The 17,126-nt window shown below is 43.3% G+C and carries 13 protein-coding genes; 8 read left to right on the plus strand and 5 right to left on the minus strand.

Translation table 11 applies throughout. From position 1 onward, the window contains the following. The first annotated feature begins 74 nt into the window (after nucleotides 1-74). The 6 genes from pstS to KA717_12440 all read left to right on the plus strand — a co-directional run bounded on the left by pstS (nucleotide 75) and on the right by KA717_12440 (nucleotide 5,038). Entirely contained in the window at nucleotides 75-1,160 is a 1,086-nt protein-coding gene (gene pstS, locus KA717_12415; protein UXE63358.1) for a phosphate ABC transporter substrate-binding protein PstS, read from the plus strand. Nucleotides 1,161-1,223: 63 nt separating this feature from the next. After that, the gene (gene pstC, locus KA717_12420) at nucleotides 1,224-2,204 is read left to right on the plus strand and encodes a phosphate ABC transporter permease subunit PstC (GenBank protein ID UXE63359.1); all 981 of its coding nucleotides are present in this window, start codon (nucleotides 1,224-1,226) and stop codon (nucleotides 2,202-2,204) included. Between the two features lie 158 nt (nucleotides 2,205-2,362). After that, the gene (pstA, locus tag KA717_12425; protein ID UXE63360.1) at nucleotides 2,363-3,175 is read left to right on the plus strand and encodes a phosphate ABC transporter permease PstA; all 813 of its coding nucleotides are present in this window, start codon (nucleotides 2,363-2,365) and stop codon (nucleotides 3,173-3,175) included. A 99-nt stretch (nucleotides 3,176-3,274) separates the two neighbouring features. Then, entirely contained in the window at nucleotides 3,275-4,078 is an 804-nt protein-coding gene (pstB, locus tag KA717_12430; GenBank protein ID UXE63361.1) for a phosphate ABC transporter ATP-binding protein PstB, read from the plus strand. Between the two features lie 116 nt (nucleotides 4,079-4,194). Continuing rightward, nucleotides 4,195-4,722, plus strand: coding sequence for a DUF4168 domain-containing protein (locus tag KA717_12435; protein UXE63362.1), 528 nt, complete (start codon nucleotides 4,195-4,197; stop codon nucleotides 4,720-4,722). Between the two features lie 106 nt (nucleotides 4,723-4,828). Next, nucleotides 4,829-5,038 (plus strand): hypothetical protein, encoded by a 210-nt coding sequence (locus tag KA717_12440; GenBank protein ID UXE63363.1) that lies wholly within the window; start codon nucleotides 4,829-4,831, stop codon nucleotides 5,036-5,038. An 81-nt stretch (nucleotides 5,039-5,119) separates the two neighbouring features. Here KA717_12440 and KA717_12445 read toward each other — a convergent pair whose 3' ends face one another. From KA717_12445 to trmFO, 3 genes are all read right to left on the minus strand, one after another. Further along, nucleotides 5,120-5,695, minus strand: a complete 576-nt coding sequence (locus tag KA717_12445; GenBank protein UXE63364.1) for a Uma2 family endonuclease — start codon at nucleotides 5,693-5,695, stop codon at nucleotides 5,120-5,122. A gap of 166 nt (nucleotides 5,696-5,861) precedes the next feature. Further along, the gene (locus KA717_12450; GenBank protein ID UXE63365.1) at nucleotides 5,862-6,533 is read right to left on the minus strand and encodes a CHRD domain-containing protein; all 672 of its coding nucleotides are present in this window, start codon (nucleotides 6,531-6,533) and stop codon (nucleotides 5,862-5,864) included. A 122-nt stretch (nucleotides 6,534-6,655) separates the two neighbouring features. Then, nucleotides 6,656-8,008 (minus strand): FADH(2)-oxidizing methylenetetrahydrofolate--tRNA-(uracil(54)-C(5))-methyltransferase TrmFO, encoded by a 1,353-nt coding sequence (gene trmFO / locus KA717_12455; protein ID UXE63366.1) that lies wholly within the window; start codon nucleotides 8,006-8,008, stop codon nucleotides 6,656-6,658. 251 nt (nucleotides 8,009-8,259) lie between these two features. Here trmFO and KA717_12460 point away from each other — a divergent pair, with 251 nt between their 5' ends. Then, entirely contained in the window at nucleotides 8,260-11,562 is a 3,303-nt protein-coding gene (locus KA717_12460; protein ID UXE63367.1) for a PAS domain S-box protein, read from the plus strand. A 314-nt stretch (nucleotides 11,563-11,876) separates the two neighbouring features. Then, nucleotides 11,877-13,643, plus strand: a complete 1,767-nt coding sequence (locus KA717_12465) for an EAL domain-containing protein (GenBank protein ID UXE63368.1) — start codon at nucleotides 11,877-11,879, stop codon at nucleotides 13,641-13,643. Nucleotides 13,644-13,761: 118 nt separating this feature from the next. Here the strand turns inward: KA717_12465 and KA717_12470 are convergent, their stop codons facing one another. Then, nucleotides 13,762-15,915: a polyribonucleotide nucleotidyltransferase gene (locus tag KA717_12470; protein ID UXE63369.1), complete on the minus strand. Its 2,154-nt coding sequence runs from the start codon at nucleotides 15,913-15,915 to the stop codon at nucleotides 13,762-13,764. A gap of 135 nt (nucleotides 15,916-16,050) precedes the next feature. Continuing rightward, nucleotides 16,051-17,115, minus strand: a complete 1,065-nt coding sequence (gene cobD, locus KA717_12475) for a threonine-phosphate decarboxylase CobD (protein UXE63370.1) — start codon at nucleotides 17,113-17,115, stop codon at nucleotides 16,051-16,053. Nucleotides 17,116-17,126: the final 11 nt, after the last annotated feature.

A 17,126-nucleotide genomic window follows, 5' to 3' on the forward strand; every position in this document is an offset into this window, starting at 1 on the left:
GATCTTAACCTTGTCTTAACCATTCCTTTTGCTCGATTTATTCTTGATCTCCTCTCTTGTATAGTGCCCCAAAAATGATTAAGGATGAGGGTGTTTTGAATATTTTGAGAAAACGCTCTTTGTTTGTGGGTGAGAGGTCTAACATGAATCTGCTGTCTGATGCGTTCCCTAGAACTATATTATTATCTACGGCGACGGTTGCTCTTTCTTTCGGAGCAATCTCCCAAGCTCAAGCAGGCTCTTTAAGTGGTGCAGGGGCAACTTTTCCGGCTCCTCTCTATCAACGTTACTTCGCAGACTACCAAAAAGCCACAGGCAATCAAGTTAGCTACAACGCCGTCGGCAGTGGTGCTGGTATTAGACAGTTTATCGGTGAAACCGTTGATTTTGGCGCGACTGATGTTCCTCCTTCCGCCTCTGAAAAAAGTCAAATGAAACGTGGGGCAATTTTAGTTCCCACCGCAGGTGGTGCAGTGGCGGTAGTTTACAATCTTCCGGGGGCTGACCAAGGCGTAAAAATTTCTCGTCAAGTTCTTCCCAAAATTTTTAGCGGTCAAATCAAAACATGGAATCAAGTCGATCCCAAGTTACCGAACAAACCGATTCGAGTGGTAGTACGGGCTGATGGTAGCGGAACCACTGAAATTTTTACCAGTGCCTTAAGTGCCATGAGTGGTGATTTCAAAAGTAAAGTGGGAGTCAGTAAGGATCCAAACTGGGGTTTCCAAGTATTGAAAGGCCCCAAAAACGATGGTGTCGCCGCCATGGTTAAACAAACCGAAGGGTCAATTGGCTATGTTCAGGATACCTTTGCTCGTAAGAACGAAGGCCCGAAAATGCGAACCGCTAAAATTCAAAATAAAGCCGGTCAATATGTGGAACCTAGTTTAGCAGAAGCGACTAAGGCGATCGCCAATGTTAAATTTAACCCTGACTTTACGGCCAACGTCGATGATCCCGCTAGTGGCTATCCCATTGTTGGTATCACCTGGTTATTGGTTTATCAAAATTATCCTGATGCCGCTAAAGGTAAAGATGTTAAGGCTTTAGTGAAATGGATTTTAACGTCAGGTCAAAGCATCAACCCCCAGCTTGAATATACCAGCATTCCTCCGGCCGTTGCTAAAAAAGCGATCGCGGCGGTGGAAAAAGTCAAATAATCTCTGTTGACTACGTTTTGGGGTATTTTACCGTACCCCATTTTTCTTTTTTTTAGCAACTTTATGGTAGATGTCATTTCCCCATCTGATCGCTATTCTCAGAAAGCAGATATTACTGTTTCAGAAAATGCATCTCAATGGTTAGACCCCCTATTTAAGGGTGTTGTTTGGGTTTGTGCCTTCTTGATGGTCGGTACGCTTTTTTGGATTGCCTTGATTGTTTTTAAGGATGCTGAACCGGCCATTAAAGCCTTTGGGTTAAATTTCTTGTTTAGCCAGGAATGGCACGTTTCCGAAAATAAATTTGGGGGACTGCCCTATATTTATGGTTCTATTGTTAGCTCAATAATTGCTCTTATTTTTGCCATTCCCTTGGGGTTAGCCGTCGCTATTTTAACCAGCGAAAATTTAATTCCTCAGGCGATCAAAACGCCCATTGGTTTCTTAGTGGAATTAATTGCTTCTATTCCCAGTGTGATTATTGGTCTATGGGGGATTTTCGTTTTTATTCCCCTGGTGCTGCCCTTACAACAATTCCTATTTGCAACCTTTCCTTGGTTTCCCCTTTTCAATTCTGAACCCTTTGGCCCCAGTATGCTGGTTGCCGGTTTAATTTTGGCGATTATGATTTTGCCAACGATCGCAGCCATTAGCCGAGATGTGTTATTAGCCCTGCCTCCCCAATTGCGAACTGCTTCCATGGGCTTAGGAGCAACCCGTTGGGAAACCATTACTCGTGTGTTATTACCAGCCGCCAGTTCAGGCATTGTGGGCGCAATTATTTTAGGATTGGGTCGCGCTCTGGGGGAAACTATGGCTGTCACCATGGTGATTGGCAACTCAACCATTATCAGTGCCTCTTTGTTAGCCCCAGGCTATACCATTCCCGCCGTTCTAGCTAATCAATTTGCTGAAGCGGTGGAGGAATTACACATTGGGGCTTTGATGTATTTAGCCCTGATTTTGTTTGTCATCACCCTGGTCGTTAATGGCATTGCTATTTTGTTAGTGCAGTTTATTAATCGCAAAAGCAAAGCTCCTTAAGCTCTAACCCTTTTTTTAAAGACTTATTTAAACACTCAAATTAAGGGACAAATCAAATCCCAAATTAGTCAACCTAGCCTTCTATGACCAGCCCTAATTCTCTCGATCAAGAACTGCACGAACCGTTACCTCCTACGAGGAGTGGCTTTACTGTCTTAATGACCGTTTTGGCTTTTGGATTAACCATTATCGCGCTTCTCCCTTTATTTGCGATCGCCTGGTCAATTGTCAGTCAGGGAATTGAACATTTAAACTGGGAAGTTTTTGTCTCCCTACCCGCTCCGATTGGAGCAGAAAATGAACCCAATGGTTTTGCCAATGCGATTGTCGGAACCTTAACAATGGTCGGGATTGGAGCGATGATCAGTATTCCAATTGGTATTATGACGGGGATTTTTCTCTCGGAATTTGCGGCTGGTTCGGCGATCGCCAATGGGATTCGATTTGTCATTGTAATTTTGAGCAGTGTTCCTTCGGTCATTATTGGTGTGTTTGCCTACGGGGTATTGGTAATTACCACGAAACAATTTTCGGCGATCGCGGGGGGATTTGCCCTAGGGGTAATTATGTTACCGATTATCGCTTTAACGACCGAAGAAGCTTTAAAATTAATACCAGTTTCCTATCGTTTAGGCTCGTCGGCTTTGGGCGGAGGCGTTTTTCAAACCACCTTTAAAATTGTCATTCCGGCTGCGATTCCAGGCATCACCACCGGCGTATTGTTGGCCGTTGCCAGGGCGGCGGGGGAAACCGCTCCTTTAATGTTTACGGCTTTATTTAGTCAGTTTTGGCAAGAAGGATTAATGAGTCCGACCCCTTCTCTTCCCGTTTTAATTTATAACTATGCCAGTTCCCCTTTCCCAGAACAAAATGCGATCGCCTGGACAGCCTCTTTGGTGCTTTTATTCTTAGTTTTAGTGATTAGTTTGCTTTCTCGTCTATTAACGAAGAATCGTTTGCAGGAGCGTTAATGCTAGTTTTTGGTATTTAAAGCTCAGAAAAATATTGCCACTTTTTAATTTAATTCTTAGATTTTTATGACCTACTCTTCCACGTTTAAACCGACAAGCATGAGAAATAATCTTCCCTCCCCTGCTTCTGATTCCAAGGCGGCTATCCATGTCGAAGGTCTTGGTTTTTACTATGGAACAAAGAAAGTTCTAGAAGGTGTTTCAATGGATATTCCAGAGAAGCAAGTTACTGCCATGATTGGCCCTTCCGGTTGTGGCAAATCGACTTTTTTAAAAGCCCTAAATCGGATTGGGGAACTAGAAGGCACTGTGAAAATTACGGGGTTAGTGGAATTTTTTGGGCAAAACATTTACGGAAAAAATGTGAATCTCAATACCCTGCGTCGTCAGATTGGCATGGTTTTTCAGCGTCCTAACCCTTTTCCCGCCAGTATTTACGATAATGTCACCTATGGGATCAAAATTTGCCAACGGAAAAACCGAGGAGAATTGGATGAAATTGTCGAAAAATCTTTAATTGGAGCTTCCCTGTGGAGTGAAGTCAAAGATAGCTTACAAAAGTCGGCTTTAGGTTTATCGGGAGGACAACAACAACGGCTTTGTATTGCGCGGGCCTTAGCGGTTGAGCCTAAGGTGTTATTGATGGATGAACCCTGTTCTGCCCTTGATCCCATTTCTACCCTTAAAATCGAGGAATTAATTAAAACCCTGAAAGAGCAAGTGACGATCGCCATTGTCACCCACAATATGCAGCAAGCCTCTAGGGTTTCCGACTATACAGCCTTTTTTAACACCGATGAAAGTCGCATTGGTCAACTGGTGGAATTTGATACAACTGAACGAATCTTTACCGATCCCGCCGATGTCAAAACCCGTGATTATGTGGCTGGACGGTTTGGTTAAATCAAAAACCTTACCTATTCCGACAGTTTAACTGTCATAGGAGAGAAAAGCTGGGGGGATCTAGGGGCTAAGATGGAGGAACTTGTCCAAAACCAGATAGTCAACCACATTATCTGTTGGGCTTTACTACAGCTACTTACCGCTTCCCGAAAATGTTTAAACCTATCTTTGTTGGGGGATGCCTTGCCATCTCATTGTTCTTGATTCCGGCGATCGCCTATGGTCAAGCCTCTTCGCTAACACCAGCAGCACCGGCGGAAATGGCTACAGGCGATCAGATCACGCCTTTGGAAGTACAGCAGTTTGTCCAAGTTCTCAAAAGATGGAAAGATATTGACCAAGAGAGTCAGAAAAAGATTTTAATGGCAATCAAAGCCGAACGATTGAATCCCCAACTATTTTTAGAAATTGCTAAGACTCAAAACACCCAGACTGAAGGTAGTCCCGAATTTTCCGCCGCTGATCTCCAAAAGTTTAAAAAAGTAATCAGCAAGATTCAAGAAATGGAGCCAGAAATCCAAAGCAAAAAAGAACACGCCATTACTTCTCAGGGGTTAACAGTTGCACGTTTTAATCAAATTGGTTATACCTCAGAACAAAATCCGGCTCTGAAACAAAAAATTAAACAAATGTTGGGAGAATAGCTTGCGGAAGTCACAGTTGAATTCAAATGGATGCTCTTCTGAAAGTTAATTTTTCTTTTTTTCTGCTACAGTGGAAGTTGGATTGAAAGTAAGCAGGAAATAAGCAATGGTAGAACGATTGAAACGGTGGGAGTCTCCCCGTCGTCAGGGCCGTAATGATAAGGGCAAGGGTGGCTCTGCCAGACAACGACAACTCCAGAAACGGCAACAGATGTTACGACAAAAACTACAAAACAAACCCCAAAAAGGCGATGGTAATCAGCGAGGAGGAGATCTTAATCAAGGTCTCTTTCTTTTTTTGAGTGACTTTTGTTGAAAACCCATTCAGACGCGATCGCCGTTAGCCAGTCAGCTTTAATATTTTAAATTTCTCTTGAGTTTAATCGGATTGGGCAATTCAATTTGAGCTAGAGTGAATCGCTTTTAAAAAAGCCTTAATCGCTTGAGGCTGTTCTTGGGGAATAATATATTTTGCTAATAATTGCCAATCTAAATCAGGAAAAAATTGACTTCTAGAGCTTTTTTGGTAGCCTGTTTCTCTGAGTTGATACAAGGTTAATTGCTGATCTTGCCAAATAACCACCTCTAAAACACCTAAGCCTTGATAAACCGCTAATTTATCTAAACCACCGCTACTCAGATTAATTTCAATCGCTAAATCGGGGATATTTTTTAAAGTTCCCACACAATAACATTCATCTGGTTCTAAGCCTCTGCCTTGGGCTTCCTGTCGAAAAGTGGTAGAGCCGTAACCATGCAAAGCAATATCCATCACTTCTGCATAGCGTTCTAACAAACGAGAAAGTATTTTTTTGTACATTTCATGTTCGGCAGAGGGCATAAAAATTTCTAAGTTTCCCTGTAAATAGATTAAACGTAAGCCAGGATAATCCCCTAGGGTCATTAGCATATTTTCATACTGATTCCAGGTTAAGCCGGACAGAATAACTCGTTGTTCCTCGGCTATAAACAATGAACTAGGGTTGAGTAGCATTACTTTTTTCTAATTCTCAACTGAACAAATGCTAATCATGAAAAAGCGGTTTTAACAATTAGGATTTCATCCCCCTCCCATCTTCTTTGACTAAACTTGAGAGAGATTTTGGCAAGGGGATTTTTTTGTAAATTACTGTTGTTAATTATTTTTGTTTCGTTTGAACAAGTTTGCGTTTACCCCAAACCCCCAAACCAAAAAGAACGGTGCTGCCAATAACTGGAAGAGCATCTGTTTCCCATGGAACTGCGGTAGCAAAGGCGCGAATTTCACCCCCACCAAAAGTACTGGTATGGATGTTATAATAGGCTGTCCCAGCATTAAAACTGGAGATAAGAGCGGATTCTGCTCCTGATGCCGTTCCTCCATTATTATTGCGAAAGGTTGTATTATACGTACTGTCTAGGGCTAAATTTAGGACTGTATTATAAGATCCGGATTGTACTCCTAACGGAAAACCTGAGCCACCAAGAGCAAATGGAACTGCCACACCTGCCGTTCCCGTTCCCGCAACAGCGGTGGGGGCATGGATATGGGCATTGGTGGTATTTCCACTTAAACCAGAGAAACTGGAAACGATAGTAAGAGTATGAGCTAAATCATCATAGGTGAGTGTTCCGGTACCAGTTCCCGTTGCGCCCGTGGCTTCAGGAGCAAAGTTTAAGCTATAGATTTGAATGGCCTGGGCTGGGGTGAAAACGCCAGAGCTAAGCGTACCAGCGATCGCCGCACCTGTTATTAATTGAAAGAAGTTTGCTTTCATCGTGAAAATCCTGAATGGTTGGAGAGTAAAATTAAAACTTTTGAGTAGAGACAAGGTTCAATCGTGCAAAATACAAGAACAAACACACTACTAACAAATGACAGAATTGTTCTCAAGTTATTTTTTGGGGAATTGGCTGTCAATCTTTTTTGGCAATCCTAACACGATTTACCTAGTCAGGCCAACCTCTGTTGCCAGGTTTCTAAATCAGCTAAGGCGCGATCGCGGTATTGACCGTAGCGTTCTTGCTTATTACGAATACGCTGGGAAAGTTCTGGTAAAATACCAAAATTAGGCGGCATGGGTTGGAAATGTTTAGTATCAGCAGAACTAATAAAATTAAACAACGACCCCATCATGGTTGTTTCCGGCAAAGTCAGCAGTGGTAGGCCTAAACTTAAACGGGCTGCATTGGTTCCAGCTAACCAGCCTCCTGCGGCTGCGGCTCCATAACCTTCAGTTCCAATTAACTGACCGGCGGCGAACAAATGGGGCCGGATTTTAAATTGTAAAGTGGTGTTCAATAACTGCGGCGAATTAATAAAAGTATTGCGGTGCATCACTCCCATGCGGACAAATTCAGCCTTTTCTAACCCTGGAATCATGGTGAAAATCCGTTTTTGTTCCCCCCATTTCAAGTTAGTTTGAAAGCCTACCATATTCCACAATTGACCAGCCCGATCTTCTTGTCGTAATTGCACCACTGCGTAGGGGCGTTTGCCCTTATTTTCAGGATCACGGAAATCGCCTAGACGACTATCAAATAGGCCAATCGGTTTTAAGGGGCCATAGCGCATAGTTTCTTCTCCCCGTTGGGCCAATTCTTCAATCGGGAGACAACCTTCAAAAAATTTGGCCGTTTCCCGTTCAAAATCTTTTAATTCCGCCTGTTCCCCTTGACAAAGAGCTTGCCAAAACTGTAGATATTCTTCCCGATTCATGGGACAGTTTAAATAGGCGGCTTCTCCCTTATCGTAGCGAGAGGCAAAAAAGGCAATATCTTGGTTAATGGATTCTCCGACCACAATCGGACTGGCGGCATCAAAAAAACTGAGATAGTCCATCCCTGTCAGGCGTTGTAAATCCTCGGTTAAAGCAGGACTAGTTAAAGGCCCCGTTGCTAAAACTACGATTCTATCCTGAGGAATGGCTGTGACTTCTTCCCGTCGAAAGTCAATCAGGGGATGATTTTCCAGATGTTGAGTGAGAGCTTGGCTAAAAACACCGCGATCCACTGCCAAGGCCCCACCAGCCGGAACCGCATATTGATCCGCCGTTTGGATAATAATAGAATTGAGCTGCCGCAATTCCGTTTGTAATAATCCCGCCGCGCGATCGCTGTTTTTGGCCCCAAAGGAATTACTACAGACCAGTTCTGCCAATTCACTACTATGGTGAGCAGGACTCAAACGAATCGGGCGCATTTCCGAAAAAATGACGGGGACTCCGGCTTGGGCAATTTGCCAGGCAGCTTCGGTTCCGGCCAAACCCCCACCAATAACCTGCACAAGGGGTTGAGAAAAAGTCATAGGCAAAATATAAATTTTTGTGAAATAATGGGAAAAGTGAAAAAAAACTTGTCATTATCTAAATAATAGCATCAAACTTAAAGGCTTGCTATTTCAATTCCGTCATCGTTCAGACATTCCTCAGTTGATTTTGATTAATAAGTGTCATTTCAAGTATCTTGTATTATTAATATATTTAATCTTTATTTATCACAGAACAATTCAAATATTCATCAAAAATAGAGTATGGAAACTATCTCTAGTCGGCCTTAGTGGTAGCAAGTTCTCAATGGACAAAAATCATGGACGCAAAAAATAGTGTCAGTATTTTATTAGTGGATGATATTCCAGATAATTTGCTGTTGCTTGAAAGAATGTTATCTTCTTTAGAGTATCGTCTTGTTAAGGCCTATTCAGGCCAAGAAGCGATCGCCTTGGCCAAGGAAGAAGATTTTGCCCTCATCTTGCTCGATGTCAATATGCCTCGTCTGGATGGTTTTGCCACAGCCGAAGGTCTCCGTCTTCAGTCCCGTTCTAGTACTACTCCGATTATTTTTCTAACCGCGACAGAAAGTAGTGATATGCAACTATTTAACGGCTATGAATCGGGAGCCGTTGATTATCTGATCAAGCCGTTGAATGTTAAAATCTTACTCAATAAAATCGGTGTTTTTGTCCGTTTATTTCAACAGCAAGAAGAATTAAAACAAAAAAATTTCACTCTCCAGAAAACCAATCAGCAATTACAGCAGCAATTCCAAGAATGTCAACTGATAGAATCTCAATTGCAGTCCTTAACAGTTCACCTAGAAGAGTTGGTTGAGCAAAGAACTCAAGAACTTCAAGCATCAGAATTGCTCTATTGTGTCGTACTTTCAAGTATTGCCGATGCTATTTTTATTACGGATGATCAAGGTGATTTTACCTTTGTTTGTCCTGGTGTGGATGCCATTTTTGGCTATCATTATGATGAAATCAAGCAGATGGGGAATATTCAGGTTTTATTGGGAAATCATCTCCAGCATGACAAGCAAGGGGATCAACAAAAAGATATTATTAATCTGGAGCAGGATATTGTCGATAAAGCGGGACAAATTCATAGTCTTTTAATCAATATTAAAAAAGTTTCCATTCAAAATGGCTCCAGACTTTACTGCTGTCGGGATATTACCGAGCGTAAGCAAATGATGGAGAAAATCGAGCGGAGTGAAAAACAATACCGTCATCTTCTAGAACATATTCAAAGTGGTGTAGTTGTCCATGCACCAAATACCGAAATTACCTACGCAAATCCAGCTGCTAGAACTTTGCTTGGTTTAATTGAACAGGAAATTCAAGGTAAATCTGCCGATTCTCCTGATTGGCATTTCTACTATGGAGATGCTTCTTTAATGCCGCCCTCAGATTTTCCCGTTAATAAAGTGATTCGAGAGGGCAAGCCTCTTTTTAACTATGAAGTTGGGGTTTACCGAGCCGAATTCAAAGATGTTTCCTGGGTCTGGGTCAATGCCTATCCTGAATTTGATAGTAATAACAATTTATTACAGGTTATTGTGACATTTATCGACATTACCGAACGAAAACAGACCGAATTCGCGCTCCATAACCTTAATGAAGAACTAGAAAGAATGGTGGAAGAAAGAACAAAAGAGCTTGAGGCCACCAATACCCATCTGCTACGGGAAATGATTGAACGAGAACAGGTGGATCTGGCTCTTCAGGGGGAGGAGGCTAAATATCGTGCCTTGATGAAGGATGCCAGTGATGCGATTTTTGTCTTGGATATCCAACGTCGGGTTCTAGAAGTAAATCAAAAAGCAGAATTATTGACAGGTTATAGTCGAGATGAATTGGTTGCTCTTCCTCAAGGCTCTCTGATCCCGACCCATACCTATGAAAATGCTAAAAATCTGTGGCAAAGCATTTTGGAGAACCGTTTAGGATTTTGGTCTGATGCAATCATTTTGCAGAAAAATAAAACCTCTGTTCCGGTTGATATAACAGGTAGTGTGATTGAATACGAAGGCAAGAAAATTGTTCAACTGATTGTACGAGATATTACCGATCGAAAGCGATCGGAAGCGGCTTTGCAAAAAAGTGAAGCTCAATTTCGGGCTATCTTTGAAAAAGCGGCCATTGGCATTGCTTTAGTGAATCCATTGGGTTATCCCTATCAGGCCAATCTGGCCCTGACCAAAATTCTGGGCTATACGGAATCGGAACTGAGCCAAAATCGTTTTATTGAGTTGACCTATCCTGAGGACAGAGAGCAAGACCGGCGATTATTTCAGCGTTTAATTAAGGGGGAACAGGATACCTATCAACTAGAAAATCGCTATCTTCGTTTTGATGGTACTGTGGTCTGGACTTATATGACGGCTTCTTTGGTGCGAAATGCCAAGGGACAACCTCAGTTTGCAGTACGAATGGTTGAGGATATTTCTGAGCGGAAACAGGCCGAACAATCTCTGCAACAAAATCAGATTTTTCTTCGCAATATTATTGATACAAATCCTAATTGGATTTTTGTTAAAAATCAGCAAGGGTTTTATACTTTAGTTAATCAGGCGATCGCCGCCGCCTACGGCAAAACCATTGAAGAAGTGATTGGGAAAACTGATCGTGAATTATTAATTAACCCAGAAGAGGCCGCCCAATTTGGCAATGATGATCAACAGGTGATTAATTTGGTTGAACCTCTCTGGATACCGGAAGAATTGATTACGTTGCCCAGTGGAGAACAGAAAATCTTGCAAACCCATAAAATTCCCATTGCCGCACCCGATGGCAATAGTTACGAAGTCTTAGGGGTGGCGACGGATATTACGGATCGAAAACGGGCTGAAGAAGAAATTCAAAAAGCACTACAAAAAGAAAAAGAGCTTGGGGAGATGAAAAGTCAATTTGTGGATATTGTCTCCCATGAATTTCGGACTCCTTTGACCTCTATTTTAGGGTTTGCAGAATTATTAAATAGATATTACTTCAAGTTATCGAAGGAGAAACAACTTCACTATATTCGTAATATTCAGCAAGCGGGCATCCGTCTCAAGGATTTAATTGATGATGTTCTCTGTATTAGTCGGGCTGAGTCGGGGCGATTAGCCGTTATGCCCACTGCTCTTAATCTCAATCTTTTTTGCCAAAACCTCTTGGAAGAATTTCGCTTTGGTTCAGGCAAAGAGCATCATTTTCATTTTCAGGTTCAAGGCCTATCCCAGGAAAATGTTCGCCTCGATGAACGACTCTTACGTCATATTTTGACCAACTTATTGGCAAATGCGACCAAATACTCTACTGCTGGCAGTACGGTTGAGTTAGAATTAACTTGGTTAGCCGAGGCTGTCCAATTTCAGATCCGCGATCGCGGTATTGGCATTCCCCTCGAAGATCAGCTCCATCTTTTTGAATCCTTCCATCGGGCCAGTAATGTGGGAGATATTCCAGGGACAGGATTAGGCTTAAGTATTGTTAAACGCTATATTGAACTCCAGGCAGGAAGTTTGGAATTTACCAGTGTTGTCAATGAAGGAACAACCTTTAGGGTGAAGTTACCCTTGTCTCCCATGCCCTAGCTGACTCCCCTAATCAGATAGAATGGTATTCTAACTGCTATTATTTGGCCCTATATATGCCTGTACGATGCCAAGTCTAACTTTCTAGAAATCGGGTGTTCTGGATTTAACAACTGCAACATTGAATCTTGCAGAGAATAAAGTGTGATTTCCACCAGTTCCCTTCTTAGTAGGTAGGTCTTAAAATTTATAAGATCCCCCCGTCCTACGGACACCCCCCTTATCAAGGGGGGCAGGGGGGATCAGGCACAAAGTCTATGTTCAATTTAATTGAAACCAGTTACTTTGCACCGTAACAACTAAGCAAAATTCCTATGACGACGATTTTAGTCATTGAAGATGAATTACCGATTCGAGAACTCATTGCAGAAATGTTAATGCTCGAAGATTTTGAAGTCCTACAAGCAGGGAATGGTCGAGAGGGCATAGAAATTGCTCAAAGCCAATGCCCAAATCTGATTATTTGTGATGTCATGATGCCCGTTTTAGATGGTTATGGGGTTTTAACGGCTCTACAGCAGGATACCAGTACCGCCTCTATCCCTTTTGTTTTTTTGACAGCCAGAGGTACAAAGCAAGATATACGTTATGGCATGAATTTAGGCGCGGATGATTATCTGATTAAACCCTTTACCCAAGATGAATTATTAGATGCCATTAGTATTCGTCTGAGAAAACAAGCCAACTCCCTACAGCAATACCGCAGTGAATTAGAGTCCAAGCAAGAACAGTTAGACTACTTGCTCTATCATGATCCCCTTACCCAATTACCGAATCAGCTTTCTCTACAAGATAAATTTCAACAAATTGTTGTTTCTGTTGCCCCGACAATTCCATCAACCCCTGACGAAGTGACGTTTCCCTTAATTCTCATCAGCTTAGATCGTCTCCATTTAATTAATCAGTTGCTTGGCTATGAAGGAGGTAATGAGTTACTTTGTGCTTTGGTAAAAGAAATTCAATCTTTTCTTCAGCCCCAGGATATTATCACCTATTTAAACAGCAATGAATTTGTGATCTTGCTAGTAGCAGAACGACAGACTTTGAATCTGGAAACTGCTCACGCTCAAACCACCAACTTTATTCAATCTTTACTCCAAAAACTATCAACGCCCTTATTAATTCGTCACCAAGAAGTTGTCTTACATTTGTTATTTGGTATTGCCTTTTATCCTCATAATGGTCGTACCTTAGCGCAATTATTACAAAAAGCGACTATTGCTAAAGAATCCGCTAAATCCCAACTCAGTGCTCCTTTTCAGTTTTATCGTCCCGAATTAACCGCAGTAAATGACCCCCTACAATTAGAATCTGATCTCAGAGGTGCCTTAGCAAAAGAACAATTTGTTATCTATTATCAACCTCAAATTAACACTCAATCCCACCGTATTATTGGAGCCGAAGCCCTGATCCGTTGGATACATCCCCAAAGAGGATTAGTTTCACCAGGTTTATTTATTCCTTTGGCAGAGGAAACAGGCTTAATTCAGGAGATTGGGGAATGGATTTTAGATCATGTTTGTCAACAAATCAAGCAGTGGCTTGACCTAGATTTATCGCCAGTTCGGATTGCGGTCAATTTATCGGCTCGCCAGTTTCAACAACCCAATTTAGCGATTTGGTTAGCTAATTTGTTACAAAAATGGGGAACAGACTCTTCTTATCTAGAAGTGGAGCTAACCGAAAGTATGCTCGTCAGAGATATACCAGCTTCCATCGAACAATTACAGGCGATTAAATCTTTGGGGATTCGGGTGGCGATGGATGATTTTGGAACGGGATATTCTTCCTTAAGTTATCTGCAACAATTTCCTTTTGATATTCTCAAGATTGATCAATGTTTTATTCGTAAGATTGATCAAAATCCCAAAAATGCCGCGATCGCCCAGGCGATTATTATGATGGCCCACCAACTGAACCTGCGAGTGATTGCGGAAGGAGTGGAAACGCCAGCAGAATTAGCCTTTCTTCAAAAAAATGGTTGTGATGATCTTCAGGGTTATCTTTTCAGTCCCCCAGTCAATGCCAAGATTTTTACGCAAATGTTACAGTCGAAACAATCTCTTTTTCCAACGCCTTAGATGTCCTAACTTGTTCATCCTGGCTCTAAAAAACCCCCCTTTTTTAGGAGGGGGATTACTACAATATCTATTAATTCTGAGCCTAATTTAACCAGAATCGGTTAAAAAGGTCAAAGGATTAGGACTGACTGACTCGTCGTGCTGCTGCCGCTTCTTCAGGGTGAATGCCCAAACGGGTCAGGTTTAGACGACCTTTGCTGTCGATCTCCCGTACCTTAACCACCACTTCATCACCAACGGCAACTTCATCTTCAACCCGACCGACTCGGCCTTCCGCTAGTTGGGAAATATGAATCATTCCCTCTTTACCCGGTAAGACTTCCACAAAAGCTCCAATTTGGATGATGCGAGTCACGCGACCAGCATAAACTTCTCCCTCATTGAGTTTGCGGGTCATGTTGTAGATGATTTGGCGTGCCCGTTCAGCCCGTTCTCCTTCGCTAGAGGCGATCGTCACCGTTCCATCATCAGCAATATCGATTTTGCAACCCGTTTGTTCCGTAATCCCTTTAATGGTTTTACCACCGGGCCCAATGACCAAACCAATCATTTCAGGATCAATTTTAACGGTCAATAGGCGAGGGGCGTAGGGAGATAATTCGGGACGGGGACGAGGAATGGTCGCCAACATTTTTTCGAGGATATGGAGTCGGGCCGGACGAGCTTGTTGAATGGCTTTGGCCACTACGTCCATGCTCAAGCCCGTGATTTTCATATCCATTTGCAGGGCGGTAATGCCGGTGTCGGTTCCAGCTACCTTGAAGTCCATATCACCCAGAAAGTCTTCAATGCCCTGAATATCGGTGAGGATACGCACTTCGCTGTCTTCCTTAATCAGCCCCATTGCGGCACCACTGACGGGTTTGGTAATCGGAACCCCCGCATCCATCAGGGCTAAGGTAGAACCACAGACGGATCCCATGGAGGTCGAACCATTGGAAGATAGGACTTCAGAAACCACCCGAATCACGTAGGGGAATTTTTCTTGAGAGGGTAAAACTGGCAAAATAGCCCGTTCCGCTAATGCTCCATGACCAATTTCTCGTCGTCCAGGCGATCGCATCGGTCGAGTTTCGCCTACGGAAAAGGGTGGAAAGTTATAGTGATGGAGATAGCGTTTTTCGTCTTCAGGGTGAAGATCATCCCCTAAATCCTGGGCATCTCCTGGAGAACCCAAGGTGGCAAGGGAAAGAACCTGGGTCAAACCCCGATTAAACAAACCACTGCCATGTACACGGGGCGGTAAGACACCGACATAACAACTAATAGGACGAACTTCATCCAATTTACGTCCATCTACCCGTACCCCATCTTCAATAATCTGACGGCGCATCAGTTTTTTGGTTAGGGATTTATAGAGGTTAGAAACCACTTTAGGCTCTTCTGTCACCGAGATTTTAACGGGATCCTCTTCGGGTAATTCGGCGATCGCAGCCTCCACTGAATTCGCTTTAATCTCATCTAGAGCTTTATCGCGACCTTCTTTGCCTAACTCAAATTGAGCTAACACCTGGGTAATAGAAGCCGATGCCTTTGCTTCAATAAACTGAGATACTAGTTCATTGACGGTTGGTGGTTCAGAAGTGGCAATGGTTAGCCCTAAATCCTTCATTAATTCCCGTTGAGCAGAAATCAAATCCCGAACCGCCTCATAACCAAAATCGATCGCTTCAATGACATCCTGTTCTGGTAACTGATTCGCTGCGGCTTCAACCATTACCACTCCATCTGGTGTCCCCGCCACAACAAGATCTAAGTCTCCAGAATTAATCTCACGGTAAGTCGGATTGATAATAAAATCATCACCAATTAAACCGACTCGCACCGCCGCCATCGGGCCAAAGAAAGGAATTTGGGCCAAAATGACAGCGACAGAAGCCCCTGTCACCGCCAAAACATCCGGTGGCACTTCCTCGTCCATAGAAAGGGTAGTGGCGACAACCTGTAGGTCATCTCGCAACCAATTGGGAAACAGAGGACGTAGGGGACGGTCAATCAGACGACTGATTAAAATCGCCTTTTCGGGGGGGCGGCCTTCCCGACGTAAAAATCCCCCTGGAATGCGACCAGCAGCATAGAGCCGTTCTTCGTAATCAACTGTCAGTGGTAGAAAATCAATTCCTTCCCTTCCGGTTGCTCTCGTTGCTGTCACTAAAACTGCCGTATCTCCGGACTGAATGAGGACGGCTCCCCCAGCTTGGGGCGCAAGCCTCCCGATCTTGAGCCGAATATCTCTTCCGTCGAAGGATATTGACTTTTCAAACTCTTGCATGTAGCGTTTGTTCCTTATCTATCACGTTTCTTCTTCTCAGGCAATCCTAACACTTTTGATCCGCTCTGTGCTGAAGATCATTCTGAAAGCCCGCAAAGTTATTTCCTCTACGATCAGTAAATTTTGTTTAGCGATTCAAGATTCCAGACAGGCCCCCAAAGCCGCTATTAAGCGTTGATTGTCTAATTCTGTACGAACTGCAACCCGAAAAAAGCGATCGCCGAGTTCTGGAAAACTGAGACAATCTCGAATTAAAATTTGATGATTCATTAATAGGGATTGTTGCAGTTGCGAAGCAGGAATTTCGGTTTGTACGAGCAGAAAATTGGCCGCACTGGTTAGGGGATTCAAGCTAGGAAGTTGGCTTAAAGCCTGTTGTAACTGCTGTCTAGTAGAGGTTAACCAATCCCAGGTTTGTTGTTGAAAGTGTTGATCCTCTAGAGCCGCGATCGCCGCCGCTTCAGCTAAAACATTTACCGGCCAAGGATCACGCCAGGCTTGCCACTGTTGCAAAATCTCAGGATGGCCAAGAGCATAACCAAAACGTAGTCCAGGTAAGGAATAAAATTTTGTCAGCGATCGCAAAATAATTAAGTTAGGATGATTTGCCAAATCCGAAACTAGACTATGTTGATTCTCTGGTGGCAAGAAATCCATAAAGGCCTCATCCACAAGCACCAGTTTGAACCGAGACAGTAGAGGTAAAATGTCTGATTTTGGCAGTAAATAGCCAGTGGGATTGTGAGGATTATTCAATAACAAACCGGCTTCTTTGAACGGTAAGGTCTGTAGCTGAAGCAGGGGAAAGGTTTGCTCGACGGGCCAGGGAATCGGCAAAATTTGACCATCAAAGGCCGCTAGACTACGGTAATAGTCTCCAAAAGCCGGCGCAATCATAACCGTTGACGATAACTGGGCCAGGGATCGCCCCGCCAGGGTCAATAACTCTGCCGAACCATTGCCAGGTAAAACCCATTCCGGTGCAACTTGATGATAGCGAGATAACTGCGATCGAAGTTGAGAATAGGTAGGGTCGGGATAGTGACAAAGCTGAATGAAGGCCCCTTGGATCGCCGCCATCACACTGGGGGGTGGGCCAAGCGGATTAATACTGGCCGAAAAATCTAGCAAAGCAGAAGCTGGACAGCCTGCAATGGTTGCTGCCCAAGCTACATTTCCGCCGTGAGGGGGAGGATTCACTAGATACGGAA

This window comes from Woronichinia naegeliana WA131, from assembly GCA_025370055.1.
GTDB lineage: Bacteria > Cyanobacteriota > Cyanobacteriia > Cyanobacteriales > Microcystaceae > Woronichinia > Woronichinia naegeliana.

Excerpts from the sequence above, each read along its gene's own strand:
- trmFO (UXE63366.1), bottom strand. The coding sequence starts at position 8,008 with ATGACTTTTTCTCAACCCCTTGTGCAGGTTATTGGTGGGGGTTTGGCC.
- KA717_12465 (UXE63368.1), top strand. The coding sequence starts at position 11,877 with ATGACGACGATTTTAGTCATTGAAGATGAATTACCGATTCGAGAACTC.
- pstS (UXE63358.1), top strand. The coding sequence starts at position 75 with ATGATTAAGGATGAGGGTGTTTTGAATATTTTGAGAAAACGCTCTTTG.
- KA717_12440 (UXE63363.1), top strand. The coding sequence starts at position 4,829 with ATGGTAGAACGATTGAAACGGTGGGAGTCTCCCCGTCGTCAGGGCCGT.
- pstA (UXE63360.1), top strand. The coding sequence starts at position 2,363 with ATGACCGTTTTGGCTTTTGGATTAACCATTATCGCGCTTCTCCCTTTA.
- pstC (UXE63359.1), top strand. The coding sequence starts at position 1,224 with ATGGTAGATGTCATTTCCCCATCTGATCGCTATTCTCAGAAAGCAGAT.
- KA717_12470 (UXE63369.1), bottom strand. The coding sequence starts at position 15,915 with ATGCAAGAGTTTGAAAAGTCAATATCCTTCGACGGAAGAGATATTCGG.
- pstB (UXE63361.1), top strand. The coding sequence starts at position 3,275 with ATGAGAAATAATCTTCCCTCCCCTGCTTCTGATTCCAAGGCGGCTATC.